Here is a 17,161-nt window from a genome sequence, read left to right on the forward strand (position 1 = left end):
ATCGTGGCGCATACGAATCTCACAATTTGCTACGAATTCTGCGCCCGAAGCCCTTGCAAGGGCAACGTTTTCGCGTCAATGCGCCGCGACGCGTCGCGGAATTGGCGAAAATAGCCACAACTTCCCCCCGATTTCATGGCCAAACGAATCATTCTGAGTTACCCCGACAAGCGCCTGCACACGGTGGCCAAGCCGGTGCAGGGCGTGGACGCGCGCATCAAGACGCTGGTCGCCGACATGCTGGAAACCATGTACGACGCGAGCGGCATCGGCCTGGCCGCGACCCAGATCGACGTGCACGAGCGCGTGGTCGTGATCGACGTCTCTGAAGAGCGCAACGAGCCGATCGTGCTCATCAACCCCGAAATCACCTGGGCCAGCGACGAAAAGGTGCTGAATGAAGAGGGCTGCCTCTCGGTGCCCGGCATCTACGACGGCGTGATGCGTTCCACCTCGGTGAAGGTCCAGGCGCTCGACGCCGACGGCAACACCCACACCATCGAGGCCGACGGCCTGCTGGCCGTGTGCATCCAGCACGAGCTCGACCACCTCATGGGCAAGGTGTTCGTCAAATACCTGTCGCCGCTCAAGCGCAACCGCATCAAGAGCAAGCTCCTCAAGCAGCAGCGCGAGGGCATGAAAGAAGCGCGGGCATGAGCCACCGGGCTGCGTGGTCCTCGCTGGCCGCCGCCGGACTGTTGTTCCTGGCGGGTTGCGTCAGCGAACCCACGCGCATCCAGCCCGGCACCTCCGCCGCCGAGACCCTGCAGCGCCTGGGCGCGCCCACCGGCCGCTACCCGCTCAACGGCGGCGGCGAGCGCCTGCAGTACTCGCGCATGCCGGCCGGCTTCGAGGTGGTCGACATCGACCTCGACGCGTCCGGCAAGGTCGTCTCGGTGACCCAGGTGCTCACCGAGGCGCGCTTCGGCCACGACATCCAGGTCGACCGCTGGCGCCAGAACGAGGTGCTGGCCTTCTACGGCAAGCCCTACGAAATCAGCCGCGTCAGTTCCTTCGACGGTACCGTCTGGACCTGGCGCTACAAGGCCATCAACGAGCGCCGCATGCTCTATATCTACATCGACCCCACCGGCGTGGTGCGCCGGTATCACACGGGGGATGACCTCGAATTCGAACGGATCCGGGATTGAGCGCGTTGAAAGTCGTTTTTGCGGGCACGCCCGAGTTCGCGCGCGTCGCCCTGGAGGCCATTGCCGCCGCCGGCCATGACATCGTCGGCGTGATGAGCCAGCCCGACCGGCCCGCCGGCCGCGGCATGAAGTTGCAGGCGTCACCCGTCAAGCAGTGCGCCGTGGCCCACAACTGGCCCGTCGCCCAGCCGCGCAGCCTGCGGCTCGACGGCAAGTACCCCGACGAGGCCACCGCCGCGCGCGACACGCTGCTCGCGTGGCAGCCCGACGTGATGGTGGTCGCGGCCTACGGGCTGATCCTGCCGCAGTGGGTGCTCGACCTGCCGGCGCACGGCTGCCTCAACATCCACGCCAGCCTGCTGCCGCGCTGGCGCGGCGCGGCGCCGATCCACCGCGCCATCGAGGCCGGCGACGCACAGACCGGCATCACGATCATGCAGATGGACGCGGGCCTGGACACCGGCGACATGCTGCTGCGCGAGGCGCTCGACATCGCCCCCGGCGAGAACACCGCCCGCCTGCACGACCGGCTGGCCGCGCTCGGCGGCCGCATGGTGGTCGAGGCGCTGGCGCAGATCGGGCAACTCACCCGCACGCCGCAGCCCACCGAAGGCATCACCTACGCCCACAAGGTCGAGAAGCACGAAGCGCTGATCGACTGGACGCAGCCGGCCGCCGCCATCGTGCGCCGCGTGCTGGCCTTCGATCCGTTCCCCGGCGCAAACAGCCCGCTCGGCGGCGAGACCGTCAAGCTCTGGGCCGCGCACGTGGCGGCCGGCCCTGCAGGTGCCGCGCCCGGCACCATCGTCTCGGCCGACGCCACCGGTGTCGCCGTGGCGGCCGCCGATGCGACCGTGGTGCTCACCGAACTGCAACGCCCGGGCGGCAAGCGCCTGCCTGCGGCCGATTTCCTGCGCGGCTTCGACCTGAAGGCCCGACAGGTCTTCGGCTGATGTTCCTCTCGCCCACGCTGCGCCGCCAGCCCGAGTTCCGCGCCGGCATGCGCGACATGGCCTCGGCCGCGCTCGGCATCGGCGCCTGGGGCCTGATGACCGGCGTCGCCATGGTCAAGTCGGACATGAGCGTGCTCGAGGCCGTGGCGATGACCCTGTTCGTCTACGCCGGCAGCTCGCAGCTGGCCGCCATCCCGCTGCTGGCCGCGGGCGCGCCGGCCTGGGTGATTTTGGCGACGGGCTTCTGCGTCAACCTGCGCTTCGTGGTGTTCAGCCTGCACCTGCGGCCCTACCTCATGCACATGCCGCGCTGGCGCCGCCTGCTGCACGGCTACCTGACGGCCGACCTGAGCTACGCGCTCTTCACGAAGCAGTACACGGCCCCGCCGACCACGCCCGCCGAGCGGCTGGCGCAAGAGGCCTACCTCACCGGCAACTACTTCGTGACCTGGTGCGCGTGGATGGGCATGAGCCTGCTGGGCATCGCGCTGGCCAACCTCATTCCGCAGACCTGGGGCCTGGGCTTTGCCGGCGTGCTGAGCCTGGTGGCCATCGTCTGCTCGATGGCGACGACGCGGCTGCGCGTGCTGGCCGCGCTCATCGCGGGCGCCACGGCGGTCGCGGCCTATGCGCTGCCGCTCAAGCTCAACATCGTGGTCGCGATCGGCGTGGCCGTGCTGCTGTGCTTCTGGCTCGAAAAGCAGTTCGGGCTCGACCCCGACGCGGAGGACGACAAATGAGCGGCGGCACCGACTGGTGGTCTTTGGCCGTGATCGCCGGCCTCGCCGGCGTCACCGTGCTCACGCGCTGCTTCTTCTTCATCCTCGACCGGCCCTGGGGCCTGCCCGAGTGGGCGCACCGCGCGCTGCACTACGCGCCGGCCGCCGCGCTGGCCGGCGTGATCGCGCCCGAGATCGTGATGACGCAGGGCCACCTGATCACCACGCTGCACGACGCCCGCCTCTACGCGGCGGTCGTCGGCGGCGCCTACTACTTCTGGCGGCGCGGCGTGCTCGGCACGATGCTGGCCGGCATGGCCGTCTACCTGCCCCTGCACCTCGGCCTGGGCTGGTGATCGGCTCAGACTAGTCGAGCTTCACGCCGGCGGTCTTGATGATGTTGCCCCAGCGCTCGCTCTCCGCGCGCGAGAGCTTGTAGAAGTCCTGCGGCGTGCCTGGCAGCGCCTCGAAGCCGAACTCCGCAAACAGCTTCACCACCTTCGGTGCCTTCATCGCCTTGTGCAGCTCGGTGTTGATGCGCGCCACGGCCTCGGGCGGCATGCCGGCCGGGCCGATCAGGCCGTGGAAGGCGTAGGCGTTGACGTCGCTGAAGCCGGCCTCGACGAAGGTCGGCACCTCGGGCAACGCACTGGCGCGCTGCGGCAGCGCGATGGCCAGCACGCGCACCTTGCCCGACTTGATGATCGGCAGGCCCGAGGCCAGGTCGAGCATCATCGTCGGCACCTGGCCGCCCATCACGTCGGTCATGGCGGGTGCGGCGCCCTTGTACGGCACGTGCGTGATCGTCAGGCCCGCCTTCTGCTTGAACAGCTCCATCGCCATGTGGTGCGGCGAACCGTTGCCGGGCGAGGCGTAGCTCACCTTGTCGGGGTTGGCCTTCACGTAGCGCACGAACTCCGCCACGTTCTTCGCGGGAAAGTCGGGGTGCACGACCAGCGCCACCGGGAAGCGCCCGATGGTGCCGATGTAGGTGAAGTCGGTCGCCGGCTTGTAGGGCAGCTTGGCGAACATGTGCTCGTTGAACAGCAGCGCCGCGTTCTCGGCCTGCATGATCGTGTAGCCGTCGGGCTTGGCCTGCATCATCACCGACACGCCGATGTTGGTCGACGCGCCGGGGCGGTTGTCGATGATCAGCGGCTGGCCGAGCGAGGGCTGCATGGCCTCGGCCAGCGAGCGCGCGAGGTTGTCGGTGCCGCCGCCGGCCACGTAGGGCACGATCCATTTCACGGGCTGACTCGGGTAGGCCGCCGGTTGCGCCGACGCGAAGGGTGCGGCGGCGAGCGCGAGGGTCGCGGCCAGCAGGGGAAGGAAGCGTTTCATCGTTTGTTGTCTCCGTTGCTTTGTTGAAAAAGAGGGCGGCTCAGGTGCCGCGCAGGATCTGCCAGAGCTCGCGGTCGCGCTCGGCGGTCCACACGACCGGGTGCTCGATGCCGCGCAGCTCGTCGTACGCGCGCGAGACGTCGAAAGGCAGCACGTGCTGGAACACCGGCCAGCCGTCGAAGCGCGGCGTCATGGCCGCCTCGGCGCGCGCGAAGCAGCCCTTGAGCGTCTCGCCCGCGGCGATGCCCGCGCGCACGCTGTCGAGCAGCGTCGAGAGAAAGTCTTTCGTGAGCCCGATCGCCTCGGCGCAGGCGGCTTCGCCTTGCAGCACCGCGCCGCGCCCGGGCACCAGCACGCGCGGTTGCAGCGCGCGCACCGCGTCGAGCGTGCCGGCCCAGTCGCCGATGTAGGCGTCGCCCGCGTACACGCCGCAGTGGTTCTCGACCACGTCGCCCGCAAACAGCACGCCGCTGTCGGGCAGCCAGGCCACGGTGTCGCCGCCCGAGTGGCCGCGGCCCAGTGCCATCAACTGCAGCTCGCGGCCGCCGCCCAGCGGCAGCGTCATCTCGCGCTCGAAGACCGTGGTCGGGAAGGTCAGGCCCGGAATCTCTTCCACGCCCGCGAACAGGCGAGGAAAGCGGCCGACTTCCGATTCGAAGTCGGCCTGGCCGCGCGTGCGGATCCAGTCGAGCGTGCCGTTGCTGGCGACGATCTCCTGCACCTCGTCGAAGGCGCTCGCGCCCATCACGCGCACCGCGTGGTAGTGCGTGAGCACGATGGTGCGGATCGGCTTGTCGGTCACGCTGCGGATCGCCGCGAGAAAGTCGCGCGCCATGCGCGGGGTGGGGCGGGTGTCGATCAGCACCACCTGCTCTTCGCCGACGACGAAGCCGCAGTTGGGATCGAAGTCGCTGATGTAGCCGTAGGCGCCCGGGGCGAGTTCCTGCAGACGGGGCTTCTGCTCACGGGTGTCGGAGGCGGAAGCGAAAGAGACGGTGGCGGTCATGGCGGTGTTGTCGTGGTCGTGGGGATGTCGTCGCCGGCCTCGGCCGCCGCGCGGATGCACGCGAGCAGCACGGCCTGGTCGGCGCACTGGTTGGCCAGCAGCAGCACGAGGCGGGCGTTGAGGTCGGCGCTCTGCGCCTCGGTGCGGCCTTCGTGCGCGGCCAGCAGGGCGGCGTAGAAGCCGTCGGGGTCGGGGATGCGGGGCTCGGTGATCATGGGGACGAAGCGGTGAGTGCGAGCGCCGTGCGGACGGCGGCGGTGACCGTGTCGGGTGCCGCCTGCACAAGCACGGCAGCGCGGTAGGCATCGGGGCGCACGAGCACGAAGCCGCCCACGCTGGGGTCGATGCCGAGGTGGCGCGCCAGCGTCTCGTCGGCCTGCAAGGTCGGCAGGCCGCTGTCGCCGCCCACGGCCAGCAGGCGCAGCGGCAGTGCGGCCGTCGCATCGCATGCGGCCTGCGCCTGCGCGCGCGTCGGCGCGAACCAAAGGCCCAGGCACTGCGTGCCCTCGGCCAGCAGCTGCATCAGCGTGGTCTCGCGCCCGTCGGCCCAATACAGCGGCAGGTTCTGCACCGTGCGCGCGCCTTCGGGCAGCAGCGGCGCGGCGGGGTAGTCGTTGGCGACCGACATGCGGCCCGTGTTGACCAGCGCCCGCGCGAAGGTGTGGCGCTTGGCCAGCGCCACCACGGCGCGGCGCAGCGTGTGCTCGGCCGGCGAGCGCGGCGCGAGAAAGCGCGCCGAGCGGCTCGTGACCGTCAGGTTCTCCTGCGCGGCCGGGCGGCGCTCGGCGTCGTAGCTGTCGAGCAGCGCATCGCCGGCCTTCCCTTGCGCGACCAACGCGAGCTTCCAGCCGAGGTTGGCCGCGTCCTGGATGCCGGTGTTGCCGCCGCGCGCGCCGAAGGGGCTCACCACGTGCGCGGCATCGCCGATGAAGCACACGCGGCCGTGGCGGAAGCGCTCCAGCAGGTGGTCGCGGTAGCCGTACGGGCCGATCCACACGAACTCGAAAGCCACGTCGGGCCCGAGCTGTTCGCGCAGCCGCGCGCCGGCCACTTCGGGGCGGCTGATCTCGGCCGGGTCGCAGTCTTCGGGCATCTGGTAGTCGATGCGCCACACGCCGTCGGCCATCAGGTGCTGCCACACGCCGCGGCCTTCGTTGAAGGGCGCGTCGACCCAGGTCCAGCGCTCGGTGGGCAACGGCTTCTCGAAGCGCACGTCGCTGATGCACCAGCGGTCGGTGCTGCGCGAGGCATGCGATGCCACGCCGAGCTGCGTGCGGATCGGGCTGTTCGCGCCCGTGGCGTCGATCAGGTGGTCGGCCTCGATCGTGTAGCTGCCGGCGGGCGTCTCGATGTCGATGCGCACGCCGTCGGCCAGCGGCTCGACGCGCGTCACGCGGTTCTTCCAGCGCAGGTCGGTCACGTCGAGTTCGAGAATGCGATCGACCAGGAACCACTCGATGTAGAACTGCTGCAGGTTCACGAAGGGCGGCTGCTTCGAGACGCTCGTGGCCTGCAGGTTGAAGTTGTAGACCTCCTGGTCGCCCGAGAAGGTGCGCCCGAACGACCAGGTGATGCCCTTGGCCGCGATGCGTTCGTAGATGCCCAGGCGCTCGAAGATCTCCAGGCTCTTTTGCGCATAGCAGATGCCGCGCGACGAGGCGCCGCGCACGCCCACGGTGTCGTCCTCGTCGAGCAGCACAGCGCGCACGCCGCGTTGCGCGAGGTCGCAGGCCAGCGTGAGGCCCGAGGGGCCGGCGCCGACGATCACGATCGGATGGCGCACGACGGCCGTGCCGTTCAGCTCGGGCGGTGGCGTGAAGGGCCAGACCGGCAACTCGTAGGCCGGTGCGAATGCAAAGTTTTCCATGGCTCTTCTACAGCGCGTGTGCGAACTCGGCGATGGCGTCCGCCGCTTGCGGGATCAGCTCGGGTTGGCCCGCCAGGTAGTGGTTGCCGCCGACGATGTCGACGTTGCGGATGCGCGCGCCGCCCGCGGCCATCCACGCATCGCGCGTGCTCGGGAAGGTCGACTGGTCGCCGGTGTAGGTCAGCAGCAGCTTGGGCACCGTGGTGCGCGCGAGGTTGGTGGGCCCGTCGGCCTGCGAGCGCGACGACCACTGCGAGAGGAACGCGGTGAGCGAGGTGGTGCGGCCCATCGCGTTGGCCGCATAGTTCACCTGCCGCGCATCGCCCCAGACGCTGCCGGGCAGGCGCGCGTTCGCATCGAGCGACAGGTCGACGCAGCGCGGATCGGCGTGCGTGCGGTAGACGACGAAGGTCTGGTCGCGCGGCGCGCCGGGGGTGCCGCGCAACAGCGCGAGGCGGTCGAGGCACCACTGCTCGATGCGGTCCATCCGCGCCTTCTGCGCCGCGCTGAAGCGCGCGAGAAACTCGGCCTCGTAGGGCACGCGGTGGCGCGGGTCGTACATGTCGAGCGCGGGGTCGACCGACAGCGGGTCGTGCTCGTCGGTGACCGAGGGATCGATCCAGTCGCGCATGAGCCGCGTGCGGCCCAGGTGCGCGGCGCACAGCGCGAGGCCGTCCACTGGGGGCAGGTCGCTGGCGTGCAGGTGCGTCGGGTCGCCGTCGGGCAGGTGCGTGGCCGTGAGCTGTTCGGCCTGCGCCTGGTAGAAGGCCGAGAGCGCGGCGCCGCCCGAGTTGCCGACCAGGAACACCTTCTCGTAGCCGGCCGCGCGCAGGTACTGCACGCCGGCGCCCAGGTCTTGAATCGCACGCTCCATCAGCAGCACCGTGTCGTTGCCGACGAAGCGCGAGTTCAGGCCCATGCAGCAGATGCCGCGCTCGGCCAGCGGGCCGATGAGGTAGTGGCCCATGAAGTTGCTGGTTGGGTGCATCACGATGGCCGCGATCTTTTTCGGCCCCGGCGGCGCGCGGAAGGCGCCGTAGATGCGCGGGCGTAGCAGCTGCAGGCCCGACTGGCTGTCCATGGCCGCGCCGGGCTTCACGTCGATGACGGCAAGTTGCAGCTCAGACATGCGACGCGCCTTTCGCTGCGCGAAGCGCCGCCTTGCGCGCGGTCCACGCGTCGAGGTCGGCGTGGGCATGGCGCGCGTGTGCGTCCATCTCGGTTTGCGGCACGGTCGGCGTGGTGAGTTCCACGCGGATGCCGTTGGGGTCGAAGAAGTAGATCGACTCGATGATGTGGTGGTCGGTCACGCCCAGCACCTCGATGCCCGCGCCTTCGAGCCGCGCCTTGGCGGCCAGCAGGTCGGCCACCGAGTCGACGCGCAGCGCGATGTGGTTCACCCACGAAGGCGTGTTGGGCGAGGGCAGCGCAGCGGTGTCGTCGCCCAGGTCGAAGAAGGCGATGTACGCGCCGTCGCGCATCTGGAAAAAGATGTGCACGTAGGGGCAGTACTCGCCCGTGCTCGGCACGCGGTCGTTCTTGATGACGTGGGCCAGCGGCAGGCCCAGCAGGTCTTCGTAGAAGTGGCGGGTTTCCTCGCTGTCGCGGCAGCGCCAGGCGAAGTGGTGCAGCCCGCGAATGGGTGGGGGCGCCGTGGGGGTGGCGGTCGTCGGCATGTCGTGTCTCCGTTGAGGGCGCGATTGGGCAATGCCGCGTCTTATGATGCAATCGAAATTAATTCATCGATTGATGAAATAACCGTATATATGAACCTCACCCTGCGCCAGCTGCGCGCCTTCGCCGCCGTGGCCGAAACCGGCAGCTTCACCACCGCCGCCGGGCAGCTGCACCTCACGCAGTCGGCGCTCAGCGTGCTGGTGCGCGAGCTCGAGCGCGAGATGGGCGTGCAGCTGCTCGACCGCAACACGCGGCGCGTGCAGCTGTCGGAGGCGGGGCGCGAGTTCCTGCCGTCGGTGCACCGGCTGCTCGGCGACCTCACGAGCGCGGTCGCGGGCGTGACCGATTTGCGTGACAAGAAGAAAGGGCTGTTGCGGCTCGCAGCGCCGCAGCTCATGGCCTGCACGCTGATGCCGCGCGTGATCGCCGCCTACCGCGAGGCGTACCCCGACGTGGACGTGCGCCTGGCCGACACGCTGCCCGAGCACCTGCTGCTGGGCGTGGCGGCCGGCGACGTCGAGCTGGCCGTGGGCCAGGACGTGGCGGTGGACGCCGCCGCCATCGAGCGCCGCACGCTGTTCCGCGACCGCCACTGGCTGATCTGCCCGCCCGGCCACGCCTTTGCCAAGCGCCGCAAGGTGCGCTGGCACGAGCTGGGGCCCTACACCTTCATCGCGCCCACGCGCGACTTCCGCCAGCGCGTGCTGCCCGAGCTGGGGGCCGAGGAGCGCGCCTTCCTGATGCGGCCGGGCACGCAGGAGGTGTCGTACATGACCACCGCGCTGGGCATGGTGGCCTCGGGGCTGGGGCTGACCGTGTGCCCGACCTACTCGGCGTCGCTGGTGCGCGCGCACGGGCTGCAGATGGTGCGGCTCGAGTCGCCCGACTTCCACCGCGAGGTGTGCGTGTACAGCGCGGCGCGGCGCTCGCTGTCGCCCGCGGCGGCGAGCTTCGTCGGCATCCTGGAGCAGTTCGCGACCGCGCAGCCGAAGGCCTGAAAAAGCATCACCGCCCCGCAAGAGACGCGCAGGGGCGCCAGAGGGCGAAAACTACAATGCGGGCAGTCCCGTCTTTCACCATCCTCAGACCCATGAACGTCATTCGATTCACCGACCTCTGTGCGCAAGGCAAGGCCGCCGGCCAGCGCGTCTTCATCCGTGCCGACCTCAACGTGCCGCAAGACGATGCCGGCCGCATCACCGAAGACACGCGCATCCGCGCCTCGGTGCCCTGCATCCAGCTGGCGCTCGACGCCGGCGCGGCCGTGATGGTCACCTCGCACCTGGGCCGCCCGACCGAAGGCGAGTTCAAGCCCGAAGACTCGCTGGCCCCCGTCGCCCAGCGCCTGGGCGAGCTGCTCGGCCGTGAAGTGCCGCTGGTGGCCAATTGGGTCGACGGCGTCGACGTCAAACCCGGCCAGGTCGTGCTGCTGGAGAACTGCCGCGTCAACAAGGGCGAGAAGAAGAACGACGAAGCGCTGGCCCGCAAGCTGGCCGCGCTCACCGACATCTACGTGAACGACGCCTTCGGCACCGCCCACCGCGCCGAAGCCACCACCTACGGCATCGCCCAGTTCGCCAAGGTGGCCGCGGCCGGCCCGCTGCTGGCGGCCGAGATCGACGCCATCACCAAGGCGCTGGCCCAGCCCAAGCGCCCGCTGGTCGCCATCGTGGCGGGCTCGAAGGTCAGCACCAAGCTCACCATCCTCAAGAGCCTGTCGGCCAACGTCGATCAGCTGATCGTCGGTGGCGGCATCGCCAACACCTTCATGCTGGCCGCGGGCCTGAAGATCGGCAAGTCGCTGGCCGAGCCCGACTTGCTCGATCAGGCCAAGGCCGTGATCGACGCCATGCGCGCGCGCGGCGCCGACGTGCCGATCCCGGTCGATGTGGTCACGGCCAAGACCTTCGCGGCCGACGCGCCCGCCACCGTCAAGGCCGCCACCGACGTGGCCGACGACGACCTGATCCTGGACATCGGCCCGAAGACGGCCGCCATCCTGGCCGCGCAGCTGCGCGAAGCCGGCACCATCGTCTGGAACGGCCCGGTCGGCGTGTTCGAGTTCGACGCCTTCGCGGGCGGCACGAAGGCCATCGCGCAAGCCATTGCCGAGAGCAGCGCCTTCTCGATCGCCGGCGGCGGCGACACCTTGGCGGCCATCGCCAAGTACGGCATCGAAAAGCAGGTCGGTTACATCTCGACCGGCGGCGGTGCCTTCCTCGAGGTGCTGGAGGGCAAGACCCTGCCGGCCTTCGAGATCCTGGCCAAGCGCGCGGCCGGCTGATTCCGGCGGCGGTCCGGCCACGGGAGGGAAATCCCCCGTGGCGACTGACTTCCGTTCGACACACAAAGTGTATACAGTAGCGAATACAAAACGGAGACCCCCTTCATGAGCTCGGACCGCATCCCCCGCCACGCCACCAAGATCGTCGCCACCCTCGGCCCCGCCTCCAGCACGCCGGAATTGCTGGAACAGATGATCCTGGCCAAGGTCAGCGTGGTGCGGCTGAACTTCAGCCACGGCACGGCGCAGGACCACATCGACCGCGCCACCATGGTGCGTGAGGCGGCCCGCAAGGCCGGCCGCGAAGTGGCCATCATGGCCGACCTGCAGGGTCCGAAGATCCGCGTCGGCAAGTTCGCGCAGGGCAAGATCTGGCTGGAGCCGGGCGCCAAGTTCGTGCTCGACGCCTCGCGCACCGAACTGGGCGACGTCGATGCCGTCGGCCTGGACTACAAGGACCTGCCGCGCGACGTGAAGCCCGGCGACAAGCTGCTGCTGAACGACGGCCTGATCGTGCTCACGGTCGACGGCGTCAAGGGCGAAGCGGTGCACACCACCGTCAAGCTGGGCGGCGAGCTGTCGAACAACAAGGGCATCAACAAGCAGGGCGGCGGCCTCACGGCGCCCGCGCTGACGGCCAAGGACATGGAAGACATCAAGACCGCGATGAGCTTCCAGGCCGACTACGTGGCCGTGAGCTTCCCCAAGAACGCCACCGACATGGAAATGGCGCGCCAGCTGTGCAACGTGGCGGCCGCCGAGTACGGCCACAAGCCCGGCATGATCGCCAAGATCGAGCGCGCCGAGGCCATTCCGAAGCTGGAAGAAATCCTGCGCGCCAGCGACGGCATCATGGTCGCCCGCGGCGACCTGGCCGTGGAAGTGGGCAACGCCGCCGTGCCGGCGCTGCAGAAGAAGATGATCCGCATGGCGCGCGACATGGACAAGGTGGTCATCACCGCGACCCAGATGATGGAGTCGATGATCACCAACCCCGTGCCCACCCGCGCCGAGGTGAGCGACGTGGCCAACGCCGTGCTCGACGGCACCGACGCCGTGATGCTCTCCGCTGAAACCGCCTCGGGCCGCTACCCGCTCGAGACCGTCCAGGAAATGAGCCGCATCTGCGAAGCCGCCGAGGCCGCCGAAGACAAGACGCTCGACGCCGACTTCAGCGGCAAGACCTACAGCCGCATCGACCAGTCGATCGCGATGGGCGCGCTGTTCACGGCGCACCACCTGGGCGCCAAGGCCATCGTGGCGCTGACCGAGTCGGGCTCGACCATCCTGTGGATGAGCCGCCACCGCGCGCACATTCCCATGTACGCCCTGACCTCGCGCCTGGCCACGCAGCGCAAGCTGGCGCTGTACCGCAACGTGCGCCCGCTGCTCATGGATTCGGAAAGCGACCGCGACACCGCGCTGCGCCAGGCCGAGAGCCATCTGAAGAAGCGCGGCATCGTGCAAAGCGGCGACGTGTACGCCATCACCTGCGGCGAGCCGATGGGCGCGCCCGGCGGCACCAACATGCTGAAGATCTGCAGAGCGAGCTGAGTTCGTTCATTCGCAGCAAAGCAAAGGCCGGCACATGCCGGCCTTTTTCATGGCGCCGTCTGGTTCAGCCGTTGCGGAACAGGAAGCTGTAGGCGTTGAGCGCCGGCACGCCGCCCAGGTGCGCATACAGCACCTTCGAGCCGGCCGGGAATTCGCCCAGCCGCACCTTCTCGATCATCCCGTGCATCGACTTGCCCTCGTACACCGGGTCGGTCAGCATGCCCTCGAAGCGCGCGCTCAAACGGATCGCCTCCAGCGTGCCTTCGTTCGGCAGCCCGTATTCGGGCCCGCCGAAGCGGCGGTCGAGCACCACGTCCTTCTCGGTGATGTCGCGGCCCAGCTCGACCAGCTCGGCCGTGTTCTTCGCGATGCGCAGGATCTGCTCGTAGGTCTGCTGCGGCTTGGCCGAGGCGTCGATGCCGATCACGCGGTCGGCGCGCCCGTCGGCCGCGAAGCCCACCACCATGCCGGCCTGCGTGCTGCCCGTGACCGAGCAGACCACGATGTAGTCGAACTTGAACCCGAGCTCGGCCTCCTGCTGGCGCACCTCCTCGGCAAAGCCCACGAAGCCCAGGCCGCCGCGCGGGTGCTCCGAGCAGCCCGCCGGGATCGGGAAGGGCTTGCCGCCGGCCGCGCGCACGTCGGCCATGGCCTGCTCCCAGCTCTGGCGGATGCCGATGTCGAAGCCCGCCGCGTCCAGCCGCACGTCGGCGCCGAGGATGCGCGACATCTCGATGTTGCCGACCCGGTCGTACACCGCGTCGGAGTAATTGACCCAGTTCTCCTGCACCAGCACGCACTTCAGGCCCAGGTGCGCGGCCACGGCGGCCACCTGCCGCGTCTGGTTCGACTGGATGCCGCCGATCGACACCAGCGTGTCGTAGCCGCCTTCGAGCGCCTCGGGAATCAGGTACTCCAGCTTGCGCGTCTTGTTGCCGCCGAAGGCCAGGCCGCTGTTGCAGTCCTCGCGCTTGGCGTAGAGATCGACCTTGCCGCCCAGGTGGGCGCTCAGGCGCTTCAGCGGCTGGATCGGCGTGGGGCCGAAGGTCAGGGCGTGGCGGGGGAATTTCTTCAGGTTCATCGACGCAGCTCCAAAAGCGGTGAGGGGTTGAAGCTGTCGATCGTAGGAAGAAGGCTTTGCAATGTGCTTGCGAAGTTGGCTGGATTCGTCGCTAAAAAGAAGGCAGGATGGCCATACATAAGGCTTTTCATCCGGAAAGGAAGCCATGAGCACAACAAAGTTGCGCACCCCGACGGAGCTCGACCGCACCGACCGCGCCATCCTGCGCGCCCTGCAGCGCGACGCCTCTGTGTCGAACGTGGCGCTGGCCGCCAAGGTGAACCTCAGTGCGCCGGCCTGCCTGCGGCGGGTCGAGCGGCTGCGGGCCGCGGGCTTCATCAAGGGCGTGGTCGCCCTGCTGGACCCCGACGCGCTCGAGGTCGGCATGCTCGTGATGATCGGCGTGGTGCTCGACCGCTCCACGCCCGACTCTTTTGCCGATTTCGAGAAGGCGGCGCAGAAGGTGTCGGGCTGCCTCGAATGCCACGTCGTCACGGGCGAATTCGACTACTTCATGCTCGTGCGCACCCGCGACAACGACAGCTTCAACCGCCTGCATGCCGAGCAGCTGCTGTACCTGCCGGGCGTGCGGCAGATCCGGACTTTCGTGGTGCTCAAGCAAGTGCTGTCGACCACCCAGTTGCCGATCTGAAAAAGTTGAAAAAGAGCTGCGCGCCAGTACCCGTGGCGCCCGGGGTGGCGTCGGCCCTGTCCCACAAGGGGGCTCGGTAGAATCGGGGTAGTTTTCTCCCGACTTTCCGCCTTCTCTTTTCCCCGTCTTTTTCTATTCCCACGAGGTATTTCCCATGGCACTCGTCTCGATGCGCGAACTGCTGGACCACGCCGCCGCCAACGGCTACGGCATTCCGGCCTTCAACGTCAACAACCTCGAACAGGTCCAGGCCGTCATGGAGGCCGCCAAGGAAACCGGCGCGCCCGTCATCCTGCAGGCCAGCGCCGGCGCCCGCAAATACGCGGGTGAAGCCTTCATCAAGCACCTGATCCAGGCCGCCATCGAGCAGTACCCGAACATCCCGCTGGTGATGCACCAGGACCACGGCCAGAGCCCGGCCATCTGCCAGGGCGCCATCGACCTGGGCTTCTCGTCCGTGATGATGGACGGCTCGCTGCACGAAGACGGCAAGACGCCCGCCTCGTTCGACTACAACGTCGACGTGACCCGCAAGGTGGTCGAACTGGCCCACAAGGTCGGCGTCACGGTCGAAGGCGAGCTGGGCTGCCTGGGCTCGCTCGAAACCGGCATGGCCGGTGAAGAAGACGGCATCGGCGCCGAAGGCGTGCTCGACCACGCGTCGCTGCTCACCGACCCCGAAGAAGCCGCCCAGTTCGTGAAGGCCACGCAGCTGGACGCACTGGCCATCGCCATCGGCACCAGCCACGGCGCCTACAAGTTCACGCGCAAGCCCACGGGCGACATCCTGTCGATCCAGCGCGTGAAGGAAATCCACGCCCGCCTGCCCAACACCCACCTGGTGATGCACGGCTCGTCGTCGGTGCCCCAAGACCTGCTGGAAATCATCCGTAAATACGGCGGCAACATGAAGGAAACCTACGGCGTGCCCGTCGAGGAAATCCAGGAAGCCATCAAGTACGGCGTGCGCAAGATCAACATCGACACCGACATCCGCCTGGCGATGACCGGCGCCGTGCGCAAGTTCCTGGCCGAGAACCCCGAGAAGTTCGACGCCCGCGAGTGGCTCAAGCCCGCGCGCGAAGCCGCCAAGCAGATCTGCAAGCAGCGCTACATCGAGTTCGGCTGCGAAGGCCAGGGCGCCAAGATCAAGGGCGACACGCTGCAGGTCGTCGCTGCCAAGTACGCCAAGGGCGACTTGGCGCAGCAAGTCATCTAACGAAGACAGACTGCGCGCCGCAGGCCACCGCTCGCGGTGGCTTTTTTCTGCGCGCACAATCCGCTTTTCCCGTCACCGTTTCCCAGCCGAGCATCCGTCCATGACCACCGTTCACACCTCTTCCATCCAGAGCCTGCCCCTGCTTGCGCGCGGCAAGGTGCGCGACAACTACGCCGTCGGCGAAGACCGCATCCTGATGGTCGCGAGCGACCGGCTCAGCGCCTTCGACGTGATCATGGGCGAGCCTATCCCGGGCAAGGGCGAGATCCTCACCAAGATGGCGCTGTGGTGGTTCGACCGCCTGGGCGCGCTGTGCCCCAACCACCTGACGGGCGAGGCGCCCGAGAGCGTGGTGCAGCCCGACGAGGTGGCGCAGGTCACGGGCCGCTCGATGCTGGTCAAGCGCCTGCGTCCGATCCCGGTCGAGGCCGTGGTGCGCGGCTACCTGGCCGGCAGCGGCTGGAAGGAATACCAGGACAATCGCGCGGTCTGCGGCGTGCCGCTGCCCGAGGGCCTGACCAACGCGAGCAAGCTGCCGCGCCCGATCTTCACGCCCGCCGCCAAGGCCGCGGCCGGCGAGCACGACGAGAACATCAGCTACGAGCGCGTGGTCGAGGTCGTCGGCCCCAAGCTGGCCCAGCAGATCCGCGAGGTCAGCATCGCCATCTACGAGGCGGCGGCCCAGATCGCGCTCGCCAAGGGGATGATCATTGCCGACACCAAGTTCGAGTTCGGCCTGGACGAGAACGACACGCTGGTGCTGATGGACGAGGTGCTCACGCCCGACAGCTCGCGCTACTGGCCGGTCGAGGGCTACGAGGCCGCGCTGGCCGCCGGCACCAACCCGCCGAGCTACGACAAGCAGTTCGTGCGCGACTGGCTCGAGGCCACCAAGATCAACGGCAAGCCCTGGGACAAGACGCCCCCGGCGCCGCGCCTGCCGGCCGAAGTCATCGAGAAGACGGCCGCCAAGTACCGTGAGGCGCTGGACCGCCTCACCCACGGCTGATCCGGCTTTTCGTTTTTAGCGTGTCGTGCCGTTGCTGAGCAGCGCCACGGTGCGGCCGCTCGCATCGAGCAGCGCGAGCCGCCCCGGCGCCAGCCGGTAGCTGGCCGTGTTCTGCAGCGCCGACAGGAACTGCGCCTCGTTGGCGCCGCGCACCGGGTCGGCGCAGGCCATGCGCGTCGCGGCCATCTGGCCGAGCTTGAGCGACACGCCCGCGCGCGTGAACGATCCCGTGACGCGGTTGCAGCCGCCTGAACCACTCACCCGTCCGCTGTTGCGGTCGAACTGCAGCTGCGCATCGCCGCCGGGCGCGATGGGCTCGTCGCCCAACTGCACCAGGCGCCACACCGGCCCTTCGATCGGCTCGTCGAGGCTGATGCCGCTGCCGCAACCGGTCAGGGCGGTCAGCAGCAGCGCGGCCGAGGCAACGGCGGGGAGCGCGGTACGGCGGGCGAAGGAACGCATGGCCAATTTTCCTTTTCAATCTGCAACAAGTTAAAACCGGCGCCATCGTATGCGACGCCGTGGCCGGTGCGAAGACAGGCCCGATGGCGCATCCGGGCTTCTTCAGGCCGCGAGGCTGGCGAGGGCCACGCCGCCCGCGAGGCGCGCCTCGACGCAGCGGCGCACGCTGGCGGGCGTGCCGTCCTGCGCCAGCAGCGCGGGCCACTC

Annotated in this window: 19 protein-coding genes; 11 read left to right on the top strand and 8 right to left on the bottom strand. The window is 68.8% G+C overall.

Going from position 1 to position 17,161, the window contains the following annotated elements:
- The first annotated feature begins 135 nt into the window (after positions 1-135).
- Genes def through VBO01S_RS19815 form a run of 5 tightly spaced genes read left to right on the top strand, consistent with a single transcriptional unit; the run spans position 136 to position 3,179 of the window.
- On the top strand, positions 136-657 hold the full coding sequence (def, locus tag VBO01S_RS19795; protein WP_062478254.1) for a peptide deformylase: 522 nt from the start codon (positions 136-138) through the stop codon (positions 655-657).
- Positions 654-1,151, top strand: a complete 498-nt coding sequence (locus VBO01S_RS19800) for a hypothetical protein (protein ID WP_056577158.1) — start codon at positions 654-656, stop codon at positions 1,149-1,151. The genes def and VBO01S_RS19800 overlap by 4 nt, the downstream gene beginning before the upstream one ends.
- Positions 1,148-2,104: a methionyl-tRNA formyltransferase gene (gene fmt / locus VBO01S_RS19805; protein ID WP_082818206.1), complete on the top strand. Its 957-nt coding sequence runs from the start codon at positions 1,148-1,150 to the stop codon at positions 2,102-2,104. Before VBO01S_RS19800 ends, fmt begins: the two co-directional genes overlap by 4 nt.
- Positions 2,104-2,844 carry an AzlC family ABC transporter permease gene (locus VBO01S_RS19810; RefSeq protein ID WP_062478259.1) on the top strand — a complete coding sequence of 247 codons (741 nt, stop codon included), beginning with the start codon at positions 2,104-2,106 and terminating at the stop codon, positions 2,842-2,844. The genes fmt and VBO01S_RS19810 overlap by 1 nt, the downstream gene beginning before the upstream one ends.
- A complete protein-coding gene (locus VBO01S_RS19815) occupies positions 2,841-3,179 on the top strand; it encodes an AzlD domain-containing protein (protein WP_062478262.1) in 339 nt (112 codons plus the stop codon). Before VBO01S_RS19810 ends, VBO01S_RS19815 begins: the two co-directional genes overlap by 4 nt.
- A gap of 10 nt (positions 3,180-3,189) precedes the next feature.
- On the opposite strand, the gene VBO01S_RS19820 is transcribed toward VBO01S_RS19815, so the two are convergent.
- Genes VBO01S_RS19820 through VBO01S_RS19845 form a run of 6 tightly spaced genes read right to left on the bottom strand, consistent with a single transcriptional unit; the run spans position 3,190 to position 8,713 of the window.
- Positions 3,190-4,164, bottom strand: coding sequence for a Bug family tripartite tricarboxylate transporter substrate binding protein (locus tag VBO01S_RS19820; protein WP_062478265.1), 975 nt, complete (start codon positions 4,162-4,164; stop codon positions 3,190-3,192).
- Between the two features lie 40 nt (positions 4,165-4,204).
- The gene (locus tag VBO01S_RS19825; protein ID WP_062478268.1) at positions 4,205-5,170 is read right to left on the bottom strand and encodes an MBL fold metallo-hydrolase; all 966 of its coding nucleotides are present in this window, start codon (positions 5,168-5,170) and stop codon (positions 4,205-4,207) included.
- Complete coding sequence (locus VBO01S_RS19830) at positions 5,167-5,385, bottom strand: DUF2783 domain-containing protein (RefSeq protein WP_062478271.1); 219 nt, start codon at positions 5,383-5,385, stop codon at positions 5,167-5,169. Before VBO01S_RS19830 ends, VBO01S_RS19825 begins: the two co-directional genes overlap by 4 nt.
- Entirely contained in the window at positions 5,382-7,037 is a 1,656-nt protein-coding gene (locus tag VBO01S_RS19835; protein WP_062478274.1) for an FAD-dependent oxidoreductase, read from the bottom strand. The genes VBO01S_RS19830 and VBO01S_RS19835 overlap by 4 nt, the downstream gene beginning before the upstream one ends.
- 7 nt (positions 7,038-7,044) lie before the next feature.
- Entirely contained in the window at positions 7,045-8,166 is a 1,122-nt protein-coding gene (locus VBO01S_RS19840) for an alpha/beta hydrolase family protein (protein WP_062478277.1), read from the bottom strand.
- The gene (locus tag VBO01S_RS19845) at positions 8,159-8,713 is read right to left on the bottom strand and encodes a VOC family protein (RefSeq protein WP_062478280.1); all 555 of its coding nucleotides are present in this window, start codon (positions 8,711-8,713) and stop codon (positions 8,159-8,161) included. Before VBO01S_RS19845 ends, VBO01S_RS19840 begins: the two co-directional genes overlap by 8 nt.
- Positions 8,714-8,803: 90 nt before the next feature.
- On the opposite strand from VBO01S_RS19845, the gene VBO01S_RS19850 reads away from it, so the two are divergent.
- The 3 genes from VBO01S_RS19850 to pyk all read left to right on the top strand — a co-directional run bounded on the left by VBO01S_RS19850 (position 8,804) and on the right by pyk (position 12,552).
- Entirely contained in the window at positions 8,804-9,712 is a 909-nt protein-coding gene (locus VBO01S_RS19850) for a LysR family transcriptional regulator (protein WP_062478283.1), read from the top strand.
- A 92-nt stretch (positions 9,713-9,804) separates the two neighbouring features.
- On the top strand, positions 9,805-10,998 hold the full coding sequence (locus VBO01S_RS19855) for a phosphoglycerate kinase (RefSeq protein ID WP_062478287.1): 1,194 nt from the start codon (positions 9,805-9,807) through the stop codon (positions 10,996-10,998).
- Positions 10,999-11,103: 105 nt separating this feature from the next.
- Positions 11,104-12,552 carry a pyruvate kinase gene (gene pyk / locus VBO01S_RS19860; protein ID WP_062478290.1) on the top strand — a complete coding sequence of 483 codons (1,449 nt, stop codon included), beginning with the start codon at positions 11,104-11,106 and terminating at the stop codon, positions 12,550-12,552.
- 64 nt (positions 12,553-12,616) lie between these two features.
- On the opposite strand, the gene VBO01S_RS19865 is transcribed toward pyk, so the two are convergent.
- The gene (locus VBO01S_RS19865) at positions 12,617-13,633 is read right to left on the bottom strand and encodes a 1-aminocyclopropane-1-carboxylate deaminase (RefSeq protein WP_062478293.1); all 1,017 of its coding nucleotides are present in this window, start codon (positions 13,631-13,633) and stop codon (positions 12,617-12,619) included.
- Positions 13,634-13,778: 145 nt separating this feature from the next.
- Between VBO01S_RS19865 and VBO01S_RS19870 the strand changes: the two genes are divergently transcribed.
- From VBO01S_RS19870 to VBO01S_RS19880, 3 genes are all read left to right on the top strand, one after another.
- On the top strand, positions 13,779-14,264 hold the full coding sequence (locus VBO01S_RS19870) for an Lrp/AsnC family transcriptional regulator (protein WP_056577121.1): 486 nt from the start codon (positions 13,779-13,781) through the stop codon (positions 14,262-14,264).
- A gap of 154 nt (positions 14,265-14,418) precedes the next feature.
- Positions 14,419-15,483: a class II fructose-bisphosphate aldolase gene (gene fba / locus VBO01S_RS19875; RefSeq protein ID WP_062478296.1), complete on the top strand. Its 1,065-nt coding sequence runs from the start codon at positions 14,419-14,421 to the stop codon at positions 15,481-15,483.
- Positions 15,484-15,583: 100 nt separating this feature from the next.
- Positions 15,584-16,492, top strand: coding sequence for a phosphoribosylaminoimidazolesuccinocarboxamide synthase (locus VBO01S_RS19880; RefSeq protein WP_062478299.1), 909 nt, complete (start codon positions 15,584-15,586; stop codon positions 16,490-16,492).
- A gap of 15 nt (positions 16,493-16,507) precedes the next feature.
- Here VBO01S_RS19880 and VBO01S_RS19885 read toward each other — a convergent pair whose 3' ends face one another.
- Positions 16,508-16,954, bottom strand: a complete 447-nt coding sequence (locus VBO01S_RS19885; RefSeq protein ID WP_062478302.1) for an META domain-containing protein — start codon at positions 16,952-16,954, stop codon at positions 16,508-16,510.
- Positions 16,955-17,161: the final 207 nt, after the last annotated feature.

The organism is Variovorax boronicumulans NBRC 103145, from assembly GCF_001591345.1.
Taxonomy (GTDB): Bacteria; Pseudomonadota; Gammaproteobacteria; order Burkholderiales; family Burkholderiaceae_C; genus Variovorax; species Variovorax boronicumulans.